This is a genomic window from Petropleomorpha daqingensis, assembly GCF_013408985.1.
GTDB classification, from domain to species: Bacteria; Actinomycetota; Actinomycetes; order Mycobacteriales; family Geodermatophilaceae; genus Petropleomorpha; species Petropleomorpha daqingensis.
Genome location: NZ_JACBZT010000001.1, coordinates 1,103,769 through 1,126,721, shown reverse-complemented (window position 1 = coordinate 1,126,721; position 22,953 = coordinate 1,103,769). Strand labels below are relative to the sequence as shown.

The 22,953-nt window shown below is 69.7% G+C and carries 30 protein-coding genes; 28 read left to right on the top strand and 2 right to left on the bottom strand.

The genetic code is table 11. The features are described 5' to 3' along the window. Window positions 1–6: 6 nt before the first annotated feature. Window positions 7–3,909: a DNA-directed RNA polymerase subunit beta' gene (locus GGQ55_RS05505; RefSeq protein ID WP_179715487.1), complete on the top strand. Its 3,903-nt coding sequence runs from the start codon at window positions 7–9 to the stop codon at window positions 3,907–3,909. 62 nt (window positions 3,910–3,971) lie between these two features. Here the strand turns inward: GGQ55_RS05505 and GGQ55_RS05500 are convergent, their stop codons facing one another. Together GGQ55_RS05500 and GGQ55_RS05495 are read right to left on the bottom strand one after the other, a co-directional pair. Further along, window positions 3,972–4,637: an SIMPL domain-containing protein gene (locus GGQ55_RS05500; RefSeq protein ID WP_179715486.1), complete on the bottom strand. Its 666-nt coding sequence runs from the start codon at window positions 4,635–4,637 to the stop codon at window positions 3,972–3,974. A 1-nt stretch (window position 4,638) separates the two neighbouring features. Then, window positions 4,639–5,679: an LLM class F420-dependent oxidoreductase gene (locus GGQ55_RS05495; RefSeq protein WP_179715485.1), complete on the bottom strand. Its 1,041-nt coding sequence runs from the start codon at window positions 5,677–5,679 to the stop codon at window positions 4,639–4,641. A gap of 581 nt (window positions 5,680–6,260) precedes the next feature. Between GGQ55_RS05495 and rpsL the strand changes: the two genes are divergently transcribed. From rpsL to GGQ55_RS05360, 27 genes are all read left to right on the top strand, one after another. Next, on the top strand, window positions 6,261–6,635 hold the full coding sequence (gene rpsL / locus GGQ55_RS05490; RefSeq protein WP_012950487.1) for a 30S ribosomal protein S12: 375 nt from the start codon (window positions 6,261–6,263) through the stop codon (window positions 6,633–6,635). Window position 6,636: 1 nt separating this feature from the next. After that, on the top strand, window positions 6,637–7,107 hold the full coding sequence (rpsG, locus tag GGQ55_RS05485; protein ID WP_179715484.1) for a 30S ribosomal protein S7: 471 nt from the start codon (window positions 6,637–6,639) through the stop codon (window positions 7,105–7,107). Window positions 7,108–7,209: 102 nt separating this feature from the next. Continuing rightward, window positions 7,210–9,309 carry an elongation factor G gene (gene fusA / locus GGQ55_RS05480; RefSeq protein WP_179715483.1) on the top strand — a complete coding sequence of 700 codons (2,100 nt, stop codon included), beginning with the start codon at window positions 7,210–7,212 and terminating at the stop codon, window positions 9,307–9,309. A gap of 91 nt (window positions 9,310–9,400) precedes the next feature. Further along, the gene (gene tuf / locus GGQ55_RS05475) at window positions 9,401–10,594 is read left to right on the top strand and encodes an elongation factor Tu (RefSeq protein WP_179715482.1); all 1,194 of its coding nucleotides are present in this window, start codon (window positions 9,401–9,403) and stop codon (window positions 10,592–10,594) included. 104 nt (window positions 10,595–10,698) lie between these two features. Next, window positions 10,699–11,004, top strand: a complete 306-nt coding sequence (gene rpsJ / locus GGQ55_RS05470) for a 30S ribosomal protein S10 (protein ID WP_014742859.1) — start codon at window positions 10,699–10,701, stop codon at window positions 11,002–11,004. 15 nt (window positions 11,005–11,019) lie between these two features. Continuing rightward, complete coding sequence (gene rplC, locus GGQ55_RS05465) at window positions 11,020–11,682, top strand: 50S ribosomal protein L3 (protein WP_179715481.1); 663 nt, start codon at window positions 11,020–11,022, stop codon at window positions 11,680–11,682. After that, window positions 11,679–12,641, top strand: coding sequence for a 50S ribosomal protein L4 (gene rplD, locus GGQ55_RS26735; RefSeq protein WP_179715480.1), 963 nt, complete (start codon window positions 11,679–11,681; stop codon window positions 12,639–12,641). Before rplC ends, rplD begins: the two co-directional genes overlap by 4 nt. Then, entirely contained in the window at window positions 12,638–12,940 is a 303-nt protein-coding gene (rplW, locus tag GGQ55_RS05455) for a 50S ribosomal protein L23 (protein ID WP_179715479.1), read from the top strand. The genes rplD and rplW overlap by 4 nt, the downstream gene beginning before the upstream one ends. A gap of 37 nt (window positions 12,941–12,977) precedes the next feature. Further along, entirely contained in the window at window positions 12,978–13,811 is an 834-nt protein-coding gene (gene rplB / locus GGQ55_RS05450) for a 50S ribosomal protein L2 (protein WP_179715478.1), read from the top strand. 23 nt (window positions 13,812–13,834) lie between these two features. Further along, entirely contained in the window at window positions 13,835–14,116 is a 282-nt protein-coding gene (rpsS, locus tag GGQ55_RS05445; RefSeq protein ID WP_073421347.1) for a 30S ribosomal protein S19, read from the top strand. Between the two features lie 17 nt (window positions 14,117–14,133). After that, a complete protein-coding gene (gene rplV, locus GGQ55_RS05440; protein ID WP_179715477.1) occupies window positions 14,134–14,604 on the top strand; it encodes a 50S ribosomal protein L22 in 471 nt (156 codons plus the stop codon). Continuing rightward, a complete protein-coding gene (gene rpsC, locus GGQ55_RS05435) occupies window positions 14,604–15,512 on the top strand; it encodes a 30S ribosomal protein S3 (protein ID WP_179715476.1) in 909 nt (302 codons plus the stop codon). Before rplV ends, rpsC begins: the two co-directional genes overlap by 1 nt. Before the next feature lie 2 nt (window positions 15,513–15,514). Next, the gene (gene rplP / locus GGQ55_RS05430; protein WP_179715475.1) at window positions 15,515–15,931 is read left to right on the top strand and encodes a 50S ribosomal protein L16; all 417 of its coding nucleotides are present in this window, start codon (window positions 15,515–15,517) and stop codon (window positions 15,929–15,931) included. After that, a complete protein-coding gene (rpmC, locus tag GGQ55_RS05425) occupies window positions 15,931–16,164 on the top strand; it encodes a 50S ribosomal protein L29 (RefSeq protein WP_179715474.1) in 234 nt (77 codons plus the stop codon). The genes rplP and rpmC overlap by 1 nt, the downstream gene beginning before the upstream one ends. Beyond that, window positions 16,161–16,457 carry a 30S ribosomal protein S17 gene (gene rpsQ, locus GGQ55_RS05420; RefSeq protein WP_179715473.1) on the top strand — a complete coding sequence of 99 codons (297 nt, stop codon included), beginning with the start codon at window positions 16,161–16,163 and terminating at the stop codon, window positions 16,455–16,457. The genes rpmC and rpsQ overlap by 4 nt, the downstream gene beginning before the upstream one ends. 159 nt (window positions 16,458–16,616) lie before the next feature. Continuing rightward, the gene (gene rplN, locus GGQ55_RS05415) at window positions 16,617–16,985 is read left to right on the top strand and encodes a 50S ribosomal protein L14 (protein ID WP_012950472.1); all 369 of its coding nucleotides are present in this window, start codon (window positions 16,617–16,619) and stop codon (window positions 16,983–16,985) included. A 2-nt stretch (window positions 16,986–16,987) separates the two neighbouring features. After that, window positions 16,988–17,353: a 50S ribosomal protein L24 gene (gene rplX, locus GGQ55_RS05410; RefSeq protein WP_436277823.1), complete on the top strand. Its 366-nt coding sequence runs from the start codon at window positions 16,988–16,990 to the stop codon at window positions 17,351–17,353. Window positions 17,354–17,358: 5 nt separating this feature from the next. Continuing rightward, window positions 17,359–17,943 (top strand): 50S ribosomal protein L5, encoded by a 585-nt coding sequence (gene rplE / locus GGQ55_RS05405; protein WP_179715472.1) that lies wholly within the window; start codon window positions 17,359–17,361, stop codon window positions 17,941–17,943. Window positions 17,944–17,961: 18 nt separating this feature from the next. After that, window positions 17,962–18,147 (top strand): type Z 30S ribosomal protein S14, encoded by a 186-nt coding sequence (locus GGQ55_RS05400; protein ID WP_113838243.1) that lies wholly within the window; start codon window positions 17,962–17,964, stop codon window positions 18,145–18,147. A 100-nt stretch (window positions 18,148–18,247) separates the two neighbouring features. Next, on the top strand, window positions 18,248–18,658 hold the full coding sequence (gene rpsH, locus GGQ55_RS05395; protein ID WP_179715471.1) for a 30S ribosomal protein S8: 411 nt from the start codon (window positions 18,248–18,250) through the stop codon (window positions 18,656–18,658). A gap of 15 nt (window positions 18,659–18,673) precedes the next feature. After that, complete coding sequence (gene rplF / locus GGQ55_RS05390) at window positions 18,674–19,213, top strand: 50S ribosomal protein L6 (RefSeq protein WP_179715470.1); 540 nt, start codon at window positions 18,674–18,676, stop codon at window positions 19,211–19,213. After that, complete coding sequence (rplR, locus tag GGQ55_RS05385; protein WP_179715469.1) at window positions 19,213–19,614, top strand: 50S ribosomal protein L18; 402 nt, start codon at window positions 19,213–19,215, stop codon at window positions 19,612–19,614. Before rplF ends, rplR begins: the two co-directional genes overlap by 1 nt. A gap of 31 nt (window positions 19,615–19,645) precedes the next feature. Then, window positions 19,646–20,260, top strand: a complete 615-nt coding sequence (rpsE, locus tag GGQ55_RS05380) for a 30S ribosomal protein S5 (protein WP_179715468.1) — start codon at window positions 19,646–19,648, stop codon at window positions 20,258–20,260. Between the two features lies 1 nt (window position 20,261). Then, window positions 20,262–20,441: a 50S ribosomal protein L30 gene (rpmD, locus tag GGQ55_RS05375; RefSeq protein WP_179715467.1), complete on the top strand. Its 180-nt coding sequence runs from the start codon at window positions 20,262–20,264 to the stop codon at window positions 20,439–20,441. Window positions 20,442–20,455: 14 nt separating this feature from the next. Next, entirely contained in the window at window positions 20,456–20,899 is a 444-nt protein-coding gene (rplO, locus tag GGQ55_RS05370) for a 50S ribosomal protein L15 (RefSeq protein ID WP_179715466.1), read from the top strand. Between the two features lie 113 nt (window positions 20,900–21,012). Beyond that, window positions 21,013–22,323 (top strand): preprotein translocase subunit SecY, encoded by a 1,311-nt coding sequence (gene secY, locus GGQ55_RS05365; RefSeq protein ID WP_179715465.1) that lies wholly within the window; start codon window positions 21,013–21,015, stop codon window positions 22,321–22,323. 5 nt (window positions 22,324–22,328) lie between these two features. Beyond that, the gene (locus GGQ55_RS05360; protein ID WP_436277822.1) at window positions 22,329–22,928 is read left to right on the top strand and encodes an adenylate kinase; all 600 of its coding nucleotides are present in this window, start codon (window positions 22,329–22,331) and stop codon (window positions 22,926–22,928) included. Window positions 22,929–22,953: the final 25 nt, after the last annotated feature.

The following is a 22,953-nucleotide window of genomic DNA, read 5'->3' as shown; positions in this document are numbered from 1 at the left end:
CACTCAGTGCTCGACGTCAACTTCTTCGACGAGCTCCGCATCGGGCTGGCCACCGGCGAGGACATCCGCCAGTGGTCGCACGGTGAGGTGAAGAAGCCCGAGACCATCAACTACCGCACTCTCCGTCCCGAGAAGGACGGCCTCTTCTGCGAGAAGATCTTCGGTCCCACCCGGGACTGGGAGTGCTACTGCGGCAAGTACAAGCGGGTCCGCTTCAAGGGCATCATCTGCGAGCGCTGCGGCGTCGAGGTCACTCGCGCCAAGGTGCGTCGTGAGCGGATGGGCCACATCGAGCTGGCCGCGCCGGTCACCCACATCTGGTTCTTCAAGGGCGTCCCCTCGCGCCTGGGCTACCTGCTCGACCTGGCGCCCAAGGACCTCGAGAAGATCATCTACTTCGCCGCGTACATGATCACCTCCGTCGACGACGAGGCGCGCCACCGCGACCTGCCGACCGTCGAGGCCGAGATCAGCGCGGAGAAGCACAACCTCGAGTCCCGTCGCGACGCCGACGTCGAGGCCCGCCAGCAGAAGCTCGAGGCCGACCTGGCCGAGCTCGAGGCCGAGGGTGCCAAGTCCGACGTGCGCCGCAAGGTGCGCGAGGGCGGCGAGCGCGAGATGCGCCAGATCCGCGACCGGGCGCAGCGGGAGATCGACCGCCTCGAAGAGGTGATGGACACCTTCCGCAAGCTCGAGGTCAAGCAGCTCATCGCCGACGAGGGCCTCTACCGCGAGCTGCGCGACCGCTTCGGTGAGTACTTCGAGGGCGGCATGGGTGCCGCGGCGCTGCAGAAGCTGCTCTCCGGCTTCGACCTCGACGCCGAGGCCGCCTCGCTGCGCGAGACGATCCGCACCGGCAAGGGCCAGCGCAAGCTGCGGGCCCTCAAGCGGCTCAAGGTCGTCGCGGCGTTCCAGCAGACCCGCAACTCGCCCATGGGCATGGTGCTGGACTGCGTCCCGGTCATCCCGCCGGACCTGCGCCCGATGGTGCAGCTCGACGGTGGCCGCTTCGCGACCAGCGACATGAACGACCTGTACCGCCGGGTGATCAACCGGAACAACCGGCTCAAGCGGCTGCTCGACCTCGGCGCGCCCGAGATCATCGTGAACAACGAGAAGCGGATGCTCCAGGAGTCCGTGGACGCGCTGTTCGACAACGGCCGTCGCGGCCGGCCGGTCACCGGCCCGGGCAACCGCCCGCTGAAGTCGCTGTCCGACCTGCTCAAGGGCAAGCAGGGCCGGTTCCGGCAGAACCTGCTCGGCAAGCGCGTCGACTACTCCGGCCGTTCGGTCATCGTCGTCGGCCCGCAGCTGAAGCTGCACCAGTGCGGTCTGCCCAAGCAGATGGCGCTGGAGCTGTTCAAGCCGTTCGTGATGAAGCGGCTGGTCGACCTCAACCACGCGCAGAACATCAAGTCCGCCAAGCGGATGGTCGAGCGCGCCCGTCCGGTCGTCTGGGACGTGCTGGAAGAGGTCATCACCGAGCACCCGGTGCTGCTCAACCGTGCGCCGACGCTGCACCGCCTCGGCATCCAGGCCTTCGAGCCGCAGCTGGTCGAGGGCAAGGCCATCCAGATCCACCCGCTCGTCTGCACCGCCTTCAACGCGGACTTCGACGGTGACCAGATGGCCGTCCACCTGCCGCTGTCGGCGGAGGCGCAGGCCGAGGCCCGCATCCTCATGCTGTCGAGCAACAACATCCTGAGCCCGGCCGACGGTCGCCCGATCACCGCGCCGACCCAGGACATGGTGCTGGGGCTCTACCACCTGACCACCCTGGTGGCCAGCGACGTGGAGACCGACGGTGGCCAGCCGCACTCGTACGCCTCGACCGCGGAAGCGATCATGGCCTACGACAAGGGCGTGCTCGGGCTCCAGGACCGGGTGTCGATCCGCCTCGACGAGGTCTTCGGCGTCGACAACGGCCCGAACGAGCCGTGGGAGCAGCCCGAGGACTGGACCCCGGGCGGTCCGGCGCGCGTGCTGACCAGCCTCGGCCGGGTGCTGTTCAACGAGGCCCTGCCCGAGGACTACCGCTTCGTCAACTACCAGGTGCCGAAGAAGGAGCTCGGGGCGATCGTCAACGACCTCGCCGAGCGCTACCCCAAGGTGCACGTGGCGGCGACCCTCGACGCCCTCAAGGCGGCCGGTTTCCACTGGGCCACCCGCGCGGGCGTCACGATCGCCATCGACGACGTCGTCACCCCGCCGGCCAAGCAGGAGATCCTCGACCGGCACGAGGAGGAGGCGCGCAAGATCGAGCGCCAGTACGAGCGCGGCGTCATCACCGACGCCGAGCGTCGTGGGGAGCTCATCGAGATCTGGACCCGCGCGCGGGCCGAGGTCAGCCAGGCGATGGTGGACAACTTCCCGACCACCAACCCGGTCTGGGTCATGGTCAACTCGGGTGCCCGAGGCAACATGATGCAGATCAGCCAGATCGCCGGTATGCGTGGTCTGGTCGCCAACCCCAAGGGCGAGATCATCCCGCGGCCGATCAAGGCCAACTTCCGGGAGGGTCTGTCCGTGCTGGAGTACTTCATCTCCACGCACGGTGCCCGCAAGGGTCTGGCCGACACGGCGCTCCGGACCGCCGACTCCGGGTACCTCACCCGCCGGCTGGTCGACGTCTCGCAGGACGTCATCATCCGCGAGGAGGACTGCGGCACCGAGCGCGGCGTGATCATGCCGATCGGCACCGTCGTCGACGGGACCGTCGTGCGTGACCCGCACGTGGCGACGAGCGTCTACGCCCGCGCCCTGGCCGCCGACGTGGTGGCCGAGGACGGCACGGTGCTCGCGCAGGCCGGCGAGGACCTGGGTGACGTGCTCATCGCGCAGCTGGTCGACGCCCAGGTGGCCGAGGTCAAGGTCCGCTGCGTGCTGACCTGCGAGTCGCTGCTCGGCACCTGCGCCACCTGCTACGGCCGTTCGCTCGCGACCGGCAAGCTCGTGGACGTCGGCGAGGCGGTCGGCATCATCGCCGCCCAGTCGATCGGTGAGCCCGGCACCCAGCTGACGATGCGCACCTTCCACACCGGTGGTGTCGCGGGTGAGGACATCACCCACGGCCTGCCGCGTGTGGTGGAGCTCTTCGAGGCCCGCGTCCCGAAGGGCAAGGCGCCCATCGCCGAGCTGGCCGGCTCGGTCCGGATCGAGGACGGCGAGCAGTTCCGCAAGCTGACCATCACCCCGGACGACGGCTCCGACGAGGTCGTCTACGACAAGCTGTCGCGTCGCTCGCGGCTGCGGGTCGAGGACGGCGCGCACGTCGAGGTCGGCGAGCAGCTCACCGAGGGTGCGGTGGACCCGCACGAGGTGCTGCGGATCATGGGCCCGCGCGAGGTGCAGCTGCACCTGGTCCGCGAGGTCCAGGAGGTCTACCGCAGCCAGGGCGTGTCGATCCACGACAAGCACATCGAGGTGATCATCCGGCAGATGCTCAAGCGGGTGACCATCATCGACTCGGGCGCCACGGAGTTCCTGCCGGGTGCGCTGGTCGAGCGGACGCTGTTCGAGACCGAGAACCGCCGTGTCGTCGCCGAGGGCGGCGAGCCGGCCTCGGCCCGTCCGGTGCTCATGGGCATCACCAAGGCCTCGCTCGCGACCGAGTCGTGGCTGTCGGCGGCCTCCTTCCAGGAGACGACGAAGGTGCTCACCGACGCCGCGATCCAGGGCAAGAGCGACAGCCTGCTCGGGCTCAAGGAGAACGTGATCATCGGCAAGCTGATCCCGGCGGGTACGGGCATCAGCCGCTACCGGAACATCACGGTCGAGCCGACCGAGGAGGCCCGCGCCGCCGTCTACACCATGGCCGGCTACGACGACGGGCAGTACTACAGCCCGGACGTCTTCGGCCAGGGCAGCGGCGAGGCCGTGCGCCTGGAGGAGTACGACTGGCGCGGCTGATCCCCGCGTAGTGCAGAAGGGCCCGCAGGCATCGCGCCTGCGGGCCCTTCCGCGCGTTCGGCTCAGAACTCGGGCTGGCTGCAGGTGAAGCGCGCCTCGACGGTCGCCGACACCGTCTGCGGCACCGGCTCGACGTCGAAGGAGACATCGTCGGCGACGCTGTCGCGCGCGGCGCGGCTGAACATCGCCGCCGCCGGCGCCGCGATGATCCCCTCGTGCGCGGACAGGCCCAGGTCGGCGACCTCCACCAGGCCGGTGAGCCGGCACCCCGCGGCCGCCGCGTACTCCTCGGCGCGACGGCGCGCGTCGCGGACGGCCTCCGTGCGCGCCCTCCGGTGGGCGTCGCTGTCCGGCCGCAGCTCCCAGAACGGCCCCTGCAGGCTCACCAGCTCCCGGTCGGCCAGGCGCAGCACGAGATCACCCAGGACGGCGAAGTCCACGACCGTGGCGGTGACCAGCGCACCGGCCAGGTAGCCCGACACCCGCTCCCGCGGCCGGCCGCCGTCCTTGAACTGGGGGCGCACCCACAACGGGCCGGTGTCCACCGACTCCACCGCGTCCCCGTAGCCGCCCAGCAGCGCCCGGGCCTCGCTCAGCCGGCTGGTCAGGTACCCCAGCGCCTGCGATCGGTCCGCGGAGCGCGCGCCGACCGAGACGTGCACCCGGGCCAGCTCCGGTGGCACCTCCGCCGTCCAGGAACCCCGGACGGCGATCGTCGGGCCGTCCACGTCAGCCCGCCAGTCGGCGCATGGTCTCCACCGTCCGCAGCCGGCCCTCGGGACTGCCGTCGAGGGGCTGCAGGGCCAGCGTCGTCACGCCGGCCTCGGCGAACGCGGCCACCCGCTCGGCGACGTAGCCCTCGGGACCGATGAGCGACACCGACCGGACCAGCTCCTCGGGCAGGGCCGCGGCGGCCTCGTCCTTCTTGCCGGACAGGTAGAGGTCCTGGACCTCTTTGGCCTCGGCCTCGTAGCCGTAGCGGACGGCGAGGTCGTTGTAGAAGTTCTTCCCGCGCGCGCCCATGCCGCCGACGTAGAGCGCCAGGTGCGGGCGCACGAAGTCGTGGAGCGCGTCGACGTCGTCCCCGATGGCCACCGGGACGCCGACGACGATCTGCAGCTCTCCGAGCGCGGGATCGCGCTTGGCCCTGCCCGCCGCCAGCGACTCGCCCCAGACCTCGCCGGACTTCTCGGGCTGGAACCAGATGGGCTGCCACAGCTCGGCGATCTCCGCGGCGAGCTCGACGTTCTTCGGGCCCAGCGCGGCCAGCATGACCGGCACCCGCTCGCGGACCGGTGTGTTGATCAGCTTGAGCGGCTTGCCCAGGCCGGTGCCCTGGTCGGCGGGCAGCGGGATCTCGTACTTCTTGCCGTGGTGCTCCAGCCGCTCCCGGCGCCACACCTGCCGGCAGATCTCGACCACCTCGCGGGTGCGCTGCAGCGGGGCGTCGTAGGGTAGACCGTGCCAGCCCTCGATCACCTGCGGCCCGGAGGCGCCCAGACCGAGGATGAACCGGCCGTCGGAGACGAAGTCCAGCCCGGCGGCGGTCATCGCGGTGAGTGCCGGCGTGCGGCTGTAGATGGGGAAGATCGCGCTCATCAGGTCGACCCGCTCGGTCACCGCGGCCAGGTAGCCGAGTTGGCTGACCGCGTCGAAGGTGTAGACCTCGGACACGAGCGCCACGTCGAGACCGGCGGCCTCGAGGTCGCGGATCTCCTTGGCGGTCTGCTGGAAGCCCCCGCTGTAGCTGGCCTGGATGCCGATGCGCACGTCGCACTCCTGTCGGTCGTCGGCGCCCTCGCTGGCGCCGCCCCGCCGCGACCGTATCGGGGCGCGCGACAGGCGCCGACCGGCGCCGCCGGATTCCCGATGTGACGGAGAGGGACGAGGTACTGTCGGCGCCGGCCGGAGGGCGAACAGCCCCCTGGAAGAAGCCCCGAGGGTCCCGTGTTGGCCCCGGTGGAAGCCCCGCTCCGGCGGGTGCGGACATGTGTCCCGATCGACATGGGGACCCGGTTTGCACCGGCCACTTCGCCGCGGGTATCGTGGTCAGCCGTGCCCAGGGTGCCCTGGGCCTGCTCCCGTTCGCGGTGCGCCTGGGTGTCCGGAAGGACACCGGGGTCCTCCCGGTCGAGGCCGGGGGGCGTGGCGCCGAGTCGCGAGGGGCGACCGAGTCCGGTCCGTCGACAGCGGCCGGTCCCGGGGGAGGGCGACACGCCCGACCGCGTGGGCCGGACGGTGGCTGGCGACCTGGGCCGGAAGGCCCGAGCAGGGCCGGCACCACCGAGCACGACAGCACAGCAACAGACTTCAGAGCACGACCCAGCGCAGGTAGGAGATCCAGGCCACCCATGCCCACGATCAACCAGCTGGTCCGCAAGGGCCGCGAGGACAAGGTCGAGAAGACCAAGACCCCGGCGTTGAAGGGTTCCCCTCAGCGCCGCGGGGTGTGCACCCGCGTCTACACGACGACGCCGAAGAAGCCGAACTCGGCGCTGCGCAAGGTCGCTCGCGTCCGCCTCACGAGCGGCATCGAGGTCACCGCCTACATCCCCGGTGTCGGCCACAACCTGCAGGAGCACTCGATGGTGCTCGTGCGCGGCGGTCGTGTGAAGGACCTCCCGGGCGTGCGCTACAAGATCATCCGCGGCTCGCTGGACACCCAGGGCGTCCGCAACCGCAAGCAGGCTCGCAGCCGGTACGGCGCGAAGAAGGAGAAGAGCTGACATGCCCCGCAAGGGACCCGCTCCCCGTCGTCCGCTCGTCGCCGACCCGGTCTACCAGTCGCCGCTGGTCACCCAGCTGATCAACAAGGTCCTGGTCGACGGCAAGCGCTCGGTCGCCGAGGCGATCGTCTACGGCGCCCTCGAGGGCGCCCGGGCGAAGACCGACACCGACCCGGTCGTCACGCTCAAGCGCGCGCTGGACAACGTCAAGCCGGCTCTCGAGGTCCGCAGCCGCCGCGTCGGTGGTGCGACCTACCAGGTGCCGGTCGAGGTGCGCGCCTCGCGCAGCACCACCCTGGGCCTGCGCTGGCTGATCCAGTACAGCCGCGCCCGCCGGGAGAAGACGATGACCGAGCGTCTGATGAACGAGCTGCTCGACGCGAGCAACGGTCTGGGTGCCGCGGTCAAGCGCCGCGAGGACACCCACAAGATGGCCGAGTCGAACAAGGCCTTCGCGCACTACCGCTGGTGACGCAGGTCCAGCGGCGCCCGCTGCGAGCGGGAGAGCCGGGCGAACCCCGGCACCCGCGCACGGACAACCCGCACGTGGACTGACAGCAAGAGGAGTAAGGACATGGCCGACACCCAGGCCCAGCTCGCCAAGACCCGCAACATCGGGATCATGGCGCACATCGACGCCGGCAAGACCACGACGACCGAGCGCATCCTCTTCTACACCGGTATCAACTACAAGATCGGTGAGGTCCACGACGGCGCCGCCACGATGGACTGGATGGAGCAGGAGCAGGAGCGCGGCATCACCATCACGTCGGCCGCGACGAAGTGCACGTGGAACGGCCACGACATCAACATCATCGACACCCCCGGGCACGTCGACTTCACCGTCGAGGTGGAGCGGTCCCTGCGGGTGCTCGACGGTGCCGTGGCGGTCTACGACGGCGTCGCCGGCGTGGAGCCGCAGACCGAGCAGGTCTGGCGGCAGGCGGAGAAGTACGGCGTCCCGCGCATGTGCTTCGTCAACAAGCTCGACCGCACCGGCGCGGACTTCTTCCGCTGCGTGGACATGATGGTCGAGCGGCTCGGCGCCAACCCCGTCGTGCTGCAGCTGCCCATCGGTGCCGAGGCCGACTTCATCGGCGTCGTCGACCTGGTCGGCATGCGTGCGCTGACCTGGCGCGGCGAGACGCAGATGGGCGAGGACTACTCCATCGAGGAGATCCCGGCCGAGCTCGCCGACCAGGCCGCCGAGTACCGCGAGAAGCTGCTCGAGGCCGTCGCCGAGACCGACGACGCGGTCATGGAGGCCTACCTCGGCGGCGAGGAGCTCACCGTCGAGCAGATCAAGGCCGCCCTGCGCAAGGCGACGATCGCCGGTCAGATCAACCCGGTTCTCACCGGCACCGCGTTCAAGAACAAGGGCGTGCAGCCCCTGCTCGACGCGGTCGTCGACTACCTGCCCAGCCCGCTGGACATCGAGTCGATCGTCGGCACCGCGCTCGACGGTGAGACCGAGGTCGTCCGGCACGCCGACGAGAACGAGCCGTTCTCCGCGCTGGCCTTCAAGATCCAGACCGACCAGCACCTCGGCAAGCTGACCTACATCCGCGTGTACTCGGGCCGGCTGGACGCGGGTTCGCCCGTGCTCAACAGCACGAAGGACCGCAAGGAGCGGGTCGGCAAGATCTACCAGATGCACGCCAACAAGCGCGAAGAGCGCGCGGGCGTGGGCGCCGGTCAGATCGTGGCGGTCAACGGCCTGAAGCAGACGACGACCGGGGACACCCTGTCCGACCCGCAGAAGCCGGTGATCCTGGAGTCGATGACCTTCCCGGCCCCGGTCATCTCGGTCGCGATCGAGCCGAAGACCAAGAGCGACCAGGAGAAGCTCGGCACGGCCATCCAGAAGCTGGCCGAGGAGGACCCGACCTTCCAGGTCCGCCTCGACGAGGAGACCGGTCAGACGGTCATCTCCGGCATGGGCGAGCTGCACCTGGAGATCCTGGTCGACCGCATGCGGCGGGAGTTCAACGTCGAGGCCAACGTGGGCAAGCCCCAGGTGGCCTACCGCGAGACCATCCGTCGCGCGGTCGAGAAGTACGACTACACCCACAAGAAGCAGACGGGTGGGTCCGGCCAGTTCGCCAAGGTCCAGGTCAGCCTGGAGCCGCTGCCCATCAGCGCCGACTCGGCGACCTACGAGTTCGAGAACGCCGTCACCGGTGGTCGCGTGCCGAAGGAGTACATCCCCTCGGTCGACCACGGCATCCAGGACGCCATGCAGTACGGCATCCTCGCCGGCTACCCGGTCGTGGGCGTCAAGGCGACCCTGGTCGACGGCCAGTACCACGAGGTCGACTCCTCGGAGATGGCCTTCAAGATCGCCGGCTCGATGGTCTTCAAGGAGGCCGCGCGCAAGGCCGACCCGGCCCTGCTCGAGCCGCTCATGGCCGTCGAGGTCGTCACGCCCGAGGACTACATGGGTGACGTCATCGGCGACCTGAACTCCCGGCGCGGGATCATCCAGGCGATGGAGGAGCGCTCCGGCGCCCGCGTCGTCCGGGCCCTTGTCCCGCTCTCGGAGATGTTCGGCTACGTGGGCGACCTGCGCAGCCGCACCCAGGGGCGGGCGAGCTACACCATGGTGTTCGACTCGTACGCCGAGGTTCCGCAGAACGTGGCCAAGGAGATCATCGCCAAGGCCACCGGCGAGTAACGCGGACGGCGGGCAGCCCGCCCGCTGTCACCCGAGCACAGCCCACCCCTAGAGCACGCACTACCTGCGTCACCACGAGGAGAGGAATCCAGTGGCCAAGGCCAAGTTCGAGCGGACCAAGCCGCACGTCAACATCGGCACGATCGGGCACATCGACCACGGCAAGACGACGCTCACCGCGGCGATCACCAAGGTCCTGCACGACAAGTACCCGGACCTCAACGAGGCGTCGGCCTTCGACCAGATCGACAAGGCGCCCGAGGAGAAGGCCCGCGGGATCACGATCTCGATCGCGCACGTCGAGTACCAGACCGAGAACCGGCACTACGCGCACGTCGACTGCCCCGGTCACGCCGACTACATCAAGAACATGATCACCGGTGCGGCGCAGATGGACGGCGCGATCCTGGTGGTCGCGGCGACCGACGGCCCGATGCCGCAGACGAAGGAGCACGTCCTCCTGGCCCGCCAGGTCGGCGTCCCCTACATCGTCGTCGCGCTCAACAAGGCCGACATGGTCGACGACGAGGAGATCCTGGAGCTCGTCGAGCTCGAGGTCCGCGAGCTGCTCTCCGAGTACGAGTTCCCGGGCGACGACGTCCCCGTGGTCCGCGTGTCCGCTCTGAAGGCCCTCGAGGGCGACAAGGAGTGGGGCGACAAGCTCATGGAGCTCATGAACGCCGTCGACACGGCGATCCCCGAGCCCGAGCGCGAGATCGACAAGCCGTTCCTCATGCCCGTCGAGGACGTCTTCACGATCACCGGTCGTGGCACCGTCGTGACCGGTCGCGTCGAGCGCGGCATCGTCAAGGTGTCGGAGGAGGTCGAGATCGTCGGCATCCGCCCGACCTCGACCAAGACCACCGTCACCGGTGTCGAGATGTTCCGCAAGCTGCTCGACCAGGGCCAGGCCGGTGACAACGTCGGCCTCCTGCTCCGCGGCATCAAGCGCGAGGACGTCGAGCGCGGCCAGGTCGTGGTGAAGCCGGGTTCGATCACCCCGCACACGAACTTCGAGGGTTCGGTCTACATCCTCTCGAAGGACGAGGGTGGCCGGCACACGCCGTTCTTCAACAACTACCGTCCGCAGTTCTACTTCCGGACGACGGACGTGACGGGCGTCGTGACCCTGCCCGCCGGCACCGAGATGGTCATGCCCGGCGACAACACCGAGATGACGGTCGAGCTGATCCAGCCGATCGCCATGGAGGAGGGCCTGCGGTTCGCCATCCGTGAGGGTGGCCGCACCGTCGGCGCCGGCCGCGTCACCAAGATCCTCAAGTAAGTCCCCGCAGACGGGCGGCGGCCCACCGGTCGCCGCCCGTCTCCCGGGTCGCAACCGACCCACCCAGACCTGAAACACCCGATCGGCAGGAGCGAAGAACAGCGATGGCGGGACAGAAGATCCGCATCCGGCTGAAGGCCTACGACCACGAGGCGATCGACGCCTCGGCGCGGCGCATCGTCGACACGGTGACCAAGACCGGTGCGCGCGTCGTCGGCCCGGTGCCGCTGCCGACGGAGAAGAACGTGTACTGCGTCATCCGCTCGCCGCACAAGTACAAGGACTCGCGCGAGCACTTCGAGATGCGCACGCACAAGCGCCTCATCGACATCCTCGACCCGACCCCGAAGACGGTCGACGCGCTCATGCGCATCGACCTGCCGGCCTCGGTCGACGTCAACATCCAGTAAGGGTTTTCAGCAGACATGGCGAGCACATTCCGCGGCCTCCTCGGAGAGAAGCTGGGCATGACCCAGGTCTTCGACGAGAACAACCGCATCGTGCCGGTGACCGTCGTCAAGGCCGGACCGTGCGTGGTCACCCAGGTGCGCACGCCCGACGTCGACGGCTACTCGGCTGTCCAGCTCGGGTTCGGCGAGATCGACCCGCGCAAGGTGAACAGGCCCGAGGGCGGGCACTTCGCCAAGGCGGGCGTGACGCCCCGGCGGCACCTGGTCGAGCTGCGCACCGAGGACGCCTCCACCTACGAGGTCGGCCAGGAGCTGACCGCCGAGGTGTTCGACGGCGTGACCAAGGTCGACGTGATCGGCACCAGCAAGGGCAAGGGCACCGCCGGCGTCATGAAGCGGCACGGCTTCAAGGGCCTCGGCGCCGCGCACGGCACCCAGCGCAAGCACCGGTCGCCGGGTTCGATCGGTGGGGCCTCGACGCCGGCGCGCGTCTTCAAGGGCCTGAAGATGGCCGGCCGCATGGGCGCGGTGAAGACCACGACGCTCTCGCTCGTCCTGCACAAGGTCGACACCGAGCGCGGTCTGCTGCTGATCAAGGGCGCCATCCCGGGTCCGAAGGGCGGCCTCGTGCTCGTCCGTTCGGCCGTCAAGGGCGGCCCCGTGGGGAGTGAGAAGTGACGACGGCCATCAACTCAGAGGCCAACGCGGCCCGGACCGACCGCCAGGTCGACGTCCGGACGCCGGCGGGGGAGACCTCCGGCTCCGTGACGCTGCCCGGCGCGCTGTTCGACGCGTCGGCGAACGTGTCGCTCATGCACCAGGTGGTCGTGGCCCAGCTGGCCGCCGCCCGCCAGGGCACGCACGCCACCAAGACCCGCGGCAAGGTCAGCGGCGGTGGCGCCAAGCCGTACCGGCAGAAGGGCACCGGTCGTGCCCGCCAGGGCTCGACCCGCGCGCCGCAGTTCACCGGCGGTGGCACGGTCCACGGCCCGCAGCCGCGCGACTACTCGCAGCGGACGCCCAAGAAGATGAAGGCCGCCGCCCTGCGCGGTGCCCTCTCCGACCGGGCGCGCGAGGACCGCGTGCACGTGGTCACCACCTTCGTCGACGGCGACAGCCCGAAGACCAAGGCGGCCCTGGCCACGCTCGACGCGGTGACCCAGGCCAAGAAGGTGCTGGTCGTGCTCGGCCACGACGACGCCCTCAACTGGGTGAGCCTGCGCAACGAGCCGCGCGTGCACCTGCTCGAGGCCGGTCAGCTGAACACCTACGACGTGCTCAACGCCGACGACGTGATCTTCACCGAGGACGCGCTGGCCGAGTTCGTCGGTGGCCGGCAGACCGCGGCGGTCGACAAGCCCGACCTCACCACCCCGCACATCCCGGGCGCGATCCCGTCGATCGAGGGCGAGGGCACCACCGACCTCGACGTGGCCGAGACGCCGGCCGAGGCGGCCCCGGCCGCCAAGAAGGCCCCGGCGAAGAAGGCTCCGGCGAAGAAGGCGGCCGCCACGGCCGACGACGCCGCCCCGGCCACCGCCGACGAGGCCGCCAAGGCCCCGGCCGAGCAGGCCGAGGTCGCCAACGCCGGCGCCGACGCGACCGCGCCGTCCGACGACACCGAGGAGAAGGCATGACCGTCCGCGACCCCCGGGACGTCCTGCTCGCCCCGGTCATCTCGGAGAAGAGCTACGGGCTGCTGGACGAGAACCAGTACACGTTCGTCGTCCTGCCCGAGGCCAACAAGACGCAGATCAAGATCGCTGTCGAGCAGGTCTTCAACGTGAAGGTGCTCGGCGTCAACACGATCAACCGCCAGGGCAAGCGCAAGCGCAGCCGGGGCACCCGGATGGGCAAGCGCAAGGACACCAAGCGCGCCATCGTGTCGCTCGCCCCCGGCGACCGCATCGAGATCTTCGGCGGTCCCGGCGCCTGACGGCGGCGGGCGACGATAAGACAAGGGACATAGTCAGATGGCTATCCGCAAGTACAAGCCGACGACGCCGGGCCGCCGTGGCTCCAGCGTCGCCGACTTCGCCGAGGTCACCCGTGACCACCCGGAGAAGTCGCTGGTCCGGCCGCTGCACGGCCGCGGTGGGCGCAACGTCCACGGCAAGGTGACCGCGCGGCACCAGGGCGGCGGGCACAAGCGCGCCTACCGGGTGATCGACTTCCGCCGGGCCGACAAGGACGGCGTGCCGGCCAAGGTCGCGCACATCGAGTACGACCCGAACCGCACCTCGCGGATCGCGCTGCTGCACTTCGCCGACGGCGAGAAGCGCTACATCCTGGCGCCGGCGCGGCTCCAGCAGGGCGACACCGTCGAGTGCGGCCCCTCGGCCGACATCAAGCCGGGCAACAACCTGCCGCTGCGGAACATCCCGGTCGGCACCGTTGTTCATGCCATCGAGCTGCGACCGGGCGGCGGGGCGAAGATCGCCCGTTCGGCCGGGACCAGCGTCCAGCTCGTCGCCCGCGAGGGCCGGCTGGCGCAGCTGCGCATGCCGTCGGGCGAGATCCGCAACGTCGACGTGCGCTGCCGCGCCACCGTCGGCGAGGTGGGCAACGCCGAGCAGTCGAACATCAACTGGGGCAAGGCCGGCCGGATGCGGTGGAAGGGCAAGCGCCCGACCGTCCGCGGTGTGGCCATGAACCCGGTGGACCACCCGCACGGCGGTGGTGAGGGGAAGACCTCCGGTGGTCGTCACCCGGTCAACCCCAAGGGCAAGCCCGAGGGCCGCACGCGCAAGCGCAAGGCCTCCGACGCCCTGATCGTGCGCCGCCGGCGCACCGGCAAGAAGCGCTGAGCGGGTAGAGGAGTCCGACAGATATGCCACGCAGCCTGAAGAAGGGCCCGTTCGTCGACGACCACCTGCTCAAGAAGGTGGACGTCCAGAACGAAAAGGGCACCAAGACCGTCATCCGCACCTGGTCGCGGCGCTCGACGATCATCCCCGACATGCTCGGGCACACGATCGCCGTGCACGACGGCCGCAAGCACGTCCCGGTCTTCGTGACCGAGGCGATGGTCGGGCACAAGCTCGGCGAGTTCGCGCCCACCCGCACGTTCCGTGGGCACGTCAAGGACGACCGCCGGTCGCGGCGCGGCTGAGGTAGAGAGAGATCACCATGACTTCCCAGTTGGGACAGGAGGCACCGGCCGCCCGGGCGACTGCCCGGTTCGTCCGCGTGACCCCGATGAAGGCCCGCCGGGTGGTGGACCTCATCCGCTACCTGCCCGCCGACGAGGCCCTGGCCCTGCTGCGCTTCGCGCCGCAGTCGGCCAGCGAGCCGGTCGCCAAGGTCGTCGCCAGCGCGGTGGCCAACGCCGAGCACAACCTGCGCCTCGACCCCGAGGCGCTGGTGATCAGCGCGGCGTACGTCGACGAGGGCCCCACGATGAAGCGGATCCGCCCGCGTGCCCAGGGGCGCGCGTACCGCATCAACAAGCGGACCAGCCACATCACCGTCGAGGTGAGCGAGGTGACCGTCAGCCAGGAGCTGGCCTCCAAGTCGCGCAAGGCGCGGCGGGAGACGGGCCAGTCCGGCCCGGCCACCCAGCAGACCGCTCGTAGGAGCAACCGAGGAGGGACCCGCTAGTGGGTCAGAAGGTCAACCCGCACGGGTTCCGGCTCGGCATCACCACGGACTACAAGTCCCGGTGGTACGCCGACAAGCTGTACAAGGACTACGTCAAGGAAGACGTGGCCATCCGCAAGCTCATGAGCAAGGGCATGGAGCGGGCCGGCATCTCCAAGGTGGAGATCGAGCGCACCCGTGACCGCGTCCGCGTCGACATCCACACCGCCCGGCCGGGCATCGTCATCGGCCGTCGCGGCGCGGAGGCCGACCGCATCCGCGGCGAGCTGGAGAAGCTCACCGGCAAGCAGGTGCAGCTGAACATCCTCGAGGTGAAGAACCCCGAGGCCGACGCCCAGCTGGTCGCCCAGGCGGTCGCCGAGCAGCTCTCCAGCCGCGTCAGCTTCCGCCGTGCCATGCGCAAGGCGATGCAGTCCGCGCAGCGCAGCCCGCAGGTCAAGGGCATCCGGGTGCAGTGCTCCGGCCGCCTCGGCGGCACGGAGATGAGCCGGTCGGAGTTCTACCGCGAGGGTCGTGTGCCGCTGCACACGCTGCGCGCGAACATCGACTACGGCCTGTACGAGGCCCGGACCACCTTCGGTCGCATCGGTGTCAAGGTCTGGATCTACAAGGGCGACGTGAGCGGCTCCCGTGCCGAGCGCGAGGCCCTCGAGGCCCTCGCCGCCCGGCAGCAGCGCCGCGAGCGCCAGCAGCGTCCGCGCCGCTCGGGCTCCACCGGCACCACCGCCGGCGGGACCGAGGCCGGCCGCGCGGCCGCCGAGGCGCCGGCCGAGCCGGTCGTCGAGACCCCGGCGACCGGGCCCGCCGTCGAGGCGCCGCTCGCCGAGTCGGTGGCCGAGGCCGCCGGCACGCAGGGTGTCGAGACCGCGGAGGCCGCCGCCGAGACCACGGAAACCACGGAGGCCTGATCATGCTGATCCCTCGGCGGGTCAAGCACCGCAAGCAGCACCACCCGAGCCGGTCGGGTGCCGCCAAGGGCGGTACCTCGATCAACTTCGGCGAGTACGCCATCCAGGCCCTCGAGCCGGCGTACGTGACCAACCGGCAGATCGAGTCCGCCCGTATCGCCATGACCCGGCACATCCGCCGTGGCGGCAAGGTGTGGATCACGGTCTACCCGGACCGGCCGCTCACCAAGAAGCCGGCCGAGACCCGCATGGGTTCCGGCAAGGGTTCGCCCGAGTGGTGGGTCGCCAACGTCAAGCCCGGCCGCGTCATGTTCGAGCTGTCGGGTGTCGCCGAGCCGGTGGCCCGCGAGGCCATGCGGCGTGCGATCCACAAGCTGCCCATGAAGTGCCGCTTCATCACGCGTGAAGGAGAGGTGTGATGGCTGCCGGTCTGACTGCTCCGGAGCTGCGCGAGCTCTCGGCTGACGAGCTCGCCGCGCGTCTGCGCGAGCACAAGGAAGAGCTGTTCAACCTGCGTTTCCAGGTGGCCACCGGCCAGCTGGACAACAACCGGCGGCTGCAGACCGTCCGCCGCGACATCGCCAGGATCTACACGATCATGCGCGAGCGCGAGCTGGGTCTGTCGGTCGCCCCGAACGAGGGTGTGGCATGACCGAGGCCAACAGCGCCACCGCCACGGGTCCCGGCCTGGCCGGCCGTGGCTACCGCAAGGTCCGCGAGGGCCTCGTGGTCAGCGACAAGATGGAGAAGACCATCGTCGTCGAGGTCGAGGACCGCGTGAAGCACGGCCTCTACGGCAAGGTCATCCGGCGCACGAGCAAGCTGAAGGCGCACGACGAGAACAACGTCGCGGGCGTCGGCGACCGCGTGCAGATCATGGAGACCCGGCCGCTGTCGGCCACCAAGCGGTGGCGGCTGGTCGAGGTCCTGGAGAAGGCCAAGTAACGAGCGGGTACCGTGGTCGGTCGGCCCCCACGAGGGTCGACCTTCCACGGACCGGACGGCCCGGGCATGCAGCCCGTGGCCGTCCTCGCGTGAGTCGGGAGCCGCGCCGTCAGGCGGCGGCACCCATCTGAGCACGATCGAAGACATAGGAGTAGGGACGTGATCCAGCAGGAGTCGCGACTGCGAGTCGCCGACAACACCGGAGCAAAGGAGATCCTCTGCATCCGGGTGCTCGGCGGTTCCGGGCGACGCTACGCGGGCATCGGCGACGTCATCGTCGCCACCGTGAAGGACGCGCTGCCCGGTGCCGGGGTCAAGCGGGGTGACGTGGTCAAGGCCGTCGTCGTCCGCACGGTGAAGGAGCGCCGTCGTCCCGACGGTTCCTACATCCGCTTCGACGAGAACGCCGCGGTCATCATCCGCGACAGCGGCGACCCGCGCGGCACGCGCATCTTCGGCCCCGTCGGCCGAGAGCTCCGCGACAAGCGGTTCATGCGGATCATCTCGCTCGCCCCGGAGGTGTTGTGACCATGGCGACCCAGAAGCAGAAGTCGGCGACCAGTCGCGCGAAGGCGCCGTCGATGAAGGTGAAGAAGGGCGACACCGTCCTGGTGCTGTCCGGCAAGGACAAGGGCGCCAAGGGGCGGGTCATCGCCGCCTACCCGCAGACGCAGAAGGTGCTCGTCGAGGGTGTGGGCCGGGTCAAGAAGCACACCCGGATCAGCACCAGCCAGCGGGGCGCGCAGCAGGGCGGGATCGTCACGCAGGAGGCGCCCATCCACGTGAGCAACGTGATGGTGATCGACTCCGAGGACAAGCCGACCCGGGTCGGTTACCGCAAGGACGAGGAAGGCCGCACGATCCGGGTCTCGCGGCGCACCGGTAAGGACCTCTGAGAACCATGAGCGCACCCACCCGTGAGCTGCCCCGGCTGCTCGGCCACTACCGCGAGGAGATCGCGCCGGCCCTGCAGTCCGACTTCGGCTACGCCAACGTCATGCAGATCCCGCGGCTGACCAAGATCGTCGTCAACATGGGCGTCGGCGAGGCCACCCGCGACGCGAAGCTGATGGACGGCGCCGTCCGCGACCTGACCGCCATCACCGGCCAGAAGCCGGCCGTCGTCCGCGCCCGCAAGTCCATCGCGCAGTTCAAGCTGCGCGAGGGCATGCCGATCGGCGCCAAGGTCACCCTCCGCGGTGACCGCATGTGGGAGTTCCTCGACCGCCTGCTGGCGCTCGCGCTGCCCCGCATCCGCGACTTCCGTGGCCTGAACGCCAAGCAGTTCGACGGCCACGGCAACTACACGTTCGGGCTGACCGAGCAGTCGATGTTCCGCGAGATCGACGTCGACAAGATCGACCGGCCGCGTGGCATGGACATCACGCTGGTCACCACCGCCACGACCGACGAGGAGGGTCGCGAGCTGCTCCGCCGGCTCGGGTTCCCCTTCGCCGGGCAGACCGTCGTGAACACGACCCGCTGAGCCGGGGCAGGAGACGAGATGGCCAAGAAGGCTCTGATCAACAAGGCGGCCCGCAAGCCGAAGTTCGCGGTCCGCGGCTACACCCGCTGCCAGCGCTGCGGTCGCCCGCACGCGGTCTTCCGCAAGTTCGGCCTGTGCCGGATCTGCCTGCGGGAGATGGCCCACGCCGGCGAGCTGCCCGGCGTGAGCAAGTCGAGCTGGTAAGCACCCCCCATCCCGCACCACTGATCGCCGAGAGGCCCACGCGCCAAGTCTCCGAGGACCCAGCGCATGAGGAACCGCGGCGAGAGAGGCACCACCTGACATGACGATGACCGACCCGATCGCGGACTTCCTGACGCGGATCCGCAACGCGAACTCGGCCTACCACGACTCGGCGACCATGCCGTCGTCGAAGCTCAAGACGCACATCGCCGAGATCCTCCAGCAGGAGGGCTACATCGCCGGCTGGCGCGTCGCCGAGGTCGAGAAGGACGGCGCTGTCCGCAAGGAGCTCGTCGTCGACCTGAAGTACGGCCCGAACCGCGAGCGGAGCATCGCCGGCGTCCGCCGGGTCTCCAAGCCGGGCCTGCGGGTCTACGCCAAGTCGAACTCCCTGCCCAAGGTGCTCGGCGGTCTCGGGGTGGCGATCATCTCCACCTCGCAGGGGCTGCTGACCGACAAGCAGGCGACCAAGAAAGGCGTGGGCGGGGAAGTCCTCGCCTACGTCTGGTAAGAGGAGCGAGCGAAGATGTCACGGATCGGACGACTCCCGATTCCGGTGCCCAGCGGCGTCGACGTCACCATCGACGGTTCGACGGTCAACGTGAAGGGCCCGAAGGGGACGCTGTCGCACACCGTCGCCGCGCCCATCACGGTCGAGCGCGCCGACGACGGCACCCTGCAGGTGCAGCGGCCCGACGACGAGCGGCAGAGCCGCGCCCTGCACGGGCTGTCGCGGACGCTGATCGCCAACATGATCACCGGCGTCACCCAGGGCTACAGCAAGACCCTGGAGATCGTCGGCGTCGGTTACCGCGTCCAGGCCCGTGGTTCGGACCTGGAGTTCGCGCTGGGCTTCAGCCACCCGGTGCCGGTGAAGGCCCCTGAGGGGATCACCTTCGCGGTCGAGGCCCCCACCCGCTTCCGCGTCGAGGGCATCGACAAGCAGCAGGTGGGCGAGGTCGCGGCCAAGATCCGCAAGCTCCGCAAGCCCGACCCGTACAAGGGCAAGGGCGTGCGGTACCAGGGCGAGGTCGTGAAGCGCAAGGTCGGGAAGACGGGTAAGTGATGGCTCAGGCAGAGAAGTCCGCGCGGGTGCACAAGCCCGTCGGCACCGACATCAGCACCGCGCGCCGCGTCTCGCGGCTGCGTCGGCACACCCGGCTGCGCAAGCGGGTCAACGGCACGGCGGAGCGGCCCCGTCTCGTGGTCAACCGCACGTCGCGGCACATCCACGTGCAGGTCGTGGACGACACCGTCGGCCGCACGCTGGTCAGCGCGTCGACCATGGGCCTGCGGGACGCCGACGGCGACAAGTCGGCCCTCGCCCGCCAGGTCGGGGCGCAGATCGCCGAGCGGGCCAAGGCCGCCGGGATCACCGCCGTCGTGTTCGACCGCGGCGGCAACCGGTACGCCGGGCGGATCGCCGCGCTGGCCGACGGTGCCCGCGAGGGTGGGCTCGACTTCTGATGACTACTGAACTGATCGAGAGGGACGTCTGATGCCAGGACCACAGCGACGCGGCGGCGGCGCCGGCGGCGGTAACGACCGCCGCGACCGTCGTGACGGCGGGCGGGGCCAGGGAGGCGCGCCCGCCGAGAAGAGCAACTACATCGAGCGCGTGGTCGCCATCAACCGCGTGTCGAAGGTCGTCAAGGGTGGCCGGCGCTTCAGCTTCACCGCGCTGGTCGTCGTCGGCGACGGTGACGGCACCGTGGGTGTCGGCTACGGCAAGGCCAAGGAGGTGCCCGCGGCGATCGCCAAGGGTGTCGAGGAGGCCAAGAAGCACTTCTACCGCGTGCCCCGGATCGCCAGCACGATCCCGCACCCGGTGCAGGGTGAGGCCGCTGCCGGCGTCGTCCTGCTGAAGCCGGCCAGCCCCGGTACCGGTGTCATCGCCGGTGGCCCGGTGCGCGCCGTCCTGGAGTGCGCGGGCATCCACGATGTGCTCTCCAAGAGCCTGGGCTCCTCGAACCCGATCAACATCGTGCACGCGACCATGCAGGCGCTGAAGGACCTCGTCCGCCCCGAGGAGATCGCGGCCCGCCGCGGTCTGCCGCTCGAGGACGTCGCCCCGGCCGCCATGCTGCGGGCCCGTGCGGGTCAGGGGGTCTGACATGGCGCAGATCAAGGTTACCCAGATCCGGTCGGCGATCGGCACCAAGCCCAACCAGCGGCAGACGCTGCGGTCCCTGGGCCTGAAGCGGATCAACGACTCGGTCGTGCAGGAGGACCGTCCCGAGATCCGCGGGATGGTCGCGACGGTGCCGCACCTGGTCACCGTCGAAGAGATCTGAGCTAGGACTCGACAATGACTCTCAAGGTCCACCACCTGCGTCCTGCCAAGGGCGCCCACACCCCGAAGACCCGCGTGGGTCGCGGTGAGGGCTCCAAGGGCAAGACCGCCGGTCGCGGCACCAAGGGCTCCGGCGCCCGCGGCAACGTCTCCGCCCGCTTCGAGGGCGGCCAGACGCCGCTGCACATGCGCCTGCCCAAGCTGTCCGGCTTCAAGAACCCGAACAAGGTCGTCTTCCAGGTCGTCAACCTCGACCGGATCGCCGCGCTGTTCCCCAAGGGCGGTTCGATCAACCCCGACAGCCTGGCCGAGGCCGGCGCGGTCCGCCGCGGCCAGCCGGTCAAGGTGCTGGGCACCGGCGACCTGGGCGGCATCGAGGTGCACGTGCACGCGCACGCGTTCTCGTCGTCCGCGGCCGAGAAGATCAGCGCGGCCGGGGGCAGCACCACCCGCATCTGACGCGACGATGACCCCCGGGGCCCGTGAGGCCCCGGGGGTCGTCGGCTGCCCGCCCTCCCGTACGGATGGCGGGTCGATTGCTAACCTCGATCCGACCGAGCAGGGGAGGGCACGTGCTGCAGGCGTTCGCCGCGGCGTTCCGGACGCCAGATCTCCGGCGCAAGCTGTTGTTCTCCCTGGCGATGATCGCCATCTACCGCCTGGGAGCGAGCGTTCCCGGCCCGGGTGTGTCGGTGCAGGCGATCAACACCTGCCTCGACCAGGCCAACGCCGGCGCCCAGCGGGACGTGTACTCGCTGGTGAACCTGTTCTCCGGCGGTGCGCTGCTGCGCCTGTCGGTGTTCGCGCTCGGCATCATGCCGTACATCACCGCCAGCATCATCATCCAGCTGCTGGTCGTGGTGATCCCGCGCTTCGAGCAGCTGAAGAAGGAAGGGCAGTCGGGCCAGCAGAAGCTGACCCAGTACACCCGCTACCTGACCATCGCCCTGGCGATCCTGCAGAGCACCGGGATCATCGCCCTGGCCCGCAGCGGCCAGCTCTTCCCGAACTGCAACCAGGACATCATCCCGTCCGACTCGGTCTGGACGACGGTGGTCCTGGTGGTCTCGCTGACCGCCGGCACCGCGGTGATCATGTGGCTCGGTGAGCTGCTCACCGAGAAGGGGATCGGCAACGGCATGTCCGTGCTGATCTTCACCTCGATCGCGGCCCGCATCCCGGCCGAGGGCGGCTCGATCCTCACCAGCCGTGGCGTCCTGGTCTTCGTCCTGATCTGCCTGCTGGCCCTGCTGGTCATCGGATCGGTGGTCTACGTCGAACAGGCGCAGCGCCGCATCCCCGTGCAGTACGCCAAGCGCATGGTCGGTAGACGCATGTACGGCGGGACCTCGACCTACCTGCCGCTGAAGGTGAACCAGGCCGGCGTCATCCCGGTCATCTTCGCCTCGTCGCTGCTGTACCTGCCGCAGCTGATCACGCAGCTGCAGGGCAACGACACCGGGCCGATCCGGCGGTTCTTCGAGCAGTACGTCATCGACCAGAGCAGCGTCGTCCACATCCTGCTGTACTTCGGCCTGATCGTGTTCTTCACGTACTTCTACGTGTCGATCACGTTCAACCCGGAGGAGCGGGCCGACGACATGAAGCGCTACGGCGGCTTCATCCCCGGCATCCGTCCCGGCCGGCCCACCGCCGAGTACCTGCAGTACGTCCTCTCGCGGATCACCCTCCCCGGCTCGATCTACCTGGGCCTCGTGGCAGTCTTGCCGAACCTGTTCCTGTCGATCACGCAGCAGGGGCAGAACCAGAACTTCCCGTTCGGCGGGACCGCGGTGCTGATCATGGTCGGAGTGGGGTTGGAGACGGTGAAGCAGATCGAGACGCAGCTCAACCAGCGCAACTACGAAGGGTTCCTGAAGTAGTGCGCGTGGTGCTGCTGGGCCCTCCGGGGGCCGGCAAGGGGACCCAGGCCGAGATCATCGCGGGGGAGCTCGCCGTCCCGGCGATCTCGACCGGCGACATCTTCCGCGCCAACGTCAGCGGCCAGACCGAGCTGGGCAAGCAGGCCAAGGTCTACATGGACGCCGGTGACCTGGTGCCCGACGAGATCACCGTCGCCATGGTCAGCGACCGCCTGGCCGAGCCCGACGCCAAGGCAGGGTTCCTCCTGGACGGCTTCCCGCGGACCATCCCGCAGGCCGAGCAGCTGCGCACCTCGCTGGCCGACCTCGGGCAGTCCCTCGACCGGGTGCTCGAGCTCGTCGTCGACGAGGACGAGCTGGTCCGCCGCCTGTCCGGGCGCCGCATGCTCGTCGACGGCGAGTGGGTGCAGCGCGACGACGACAAGCCCGAGACCGTCCGGCACCGCCTGCAGGTCTACCGGGAACAGACCGCGCCGCTGTCGGGGTTCTACGAGTCGGAAGGGCTGCTCTCGCGGATCGACGCGATCGGCGAGGTCGAGGAGGTCACCGCCCGCGCCCTGGCCGCTCTCGGCCGGCCGGACGGTGCGCAGCCGAGCGACGACTAGGCAGCGCGAGGCTGTGCGTGCCGCA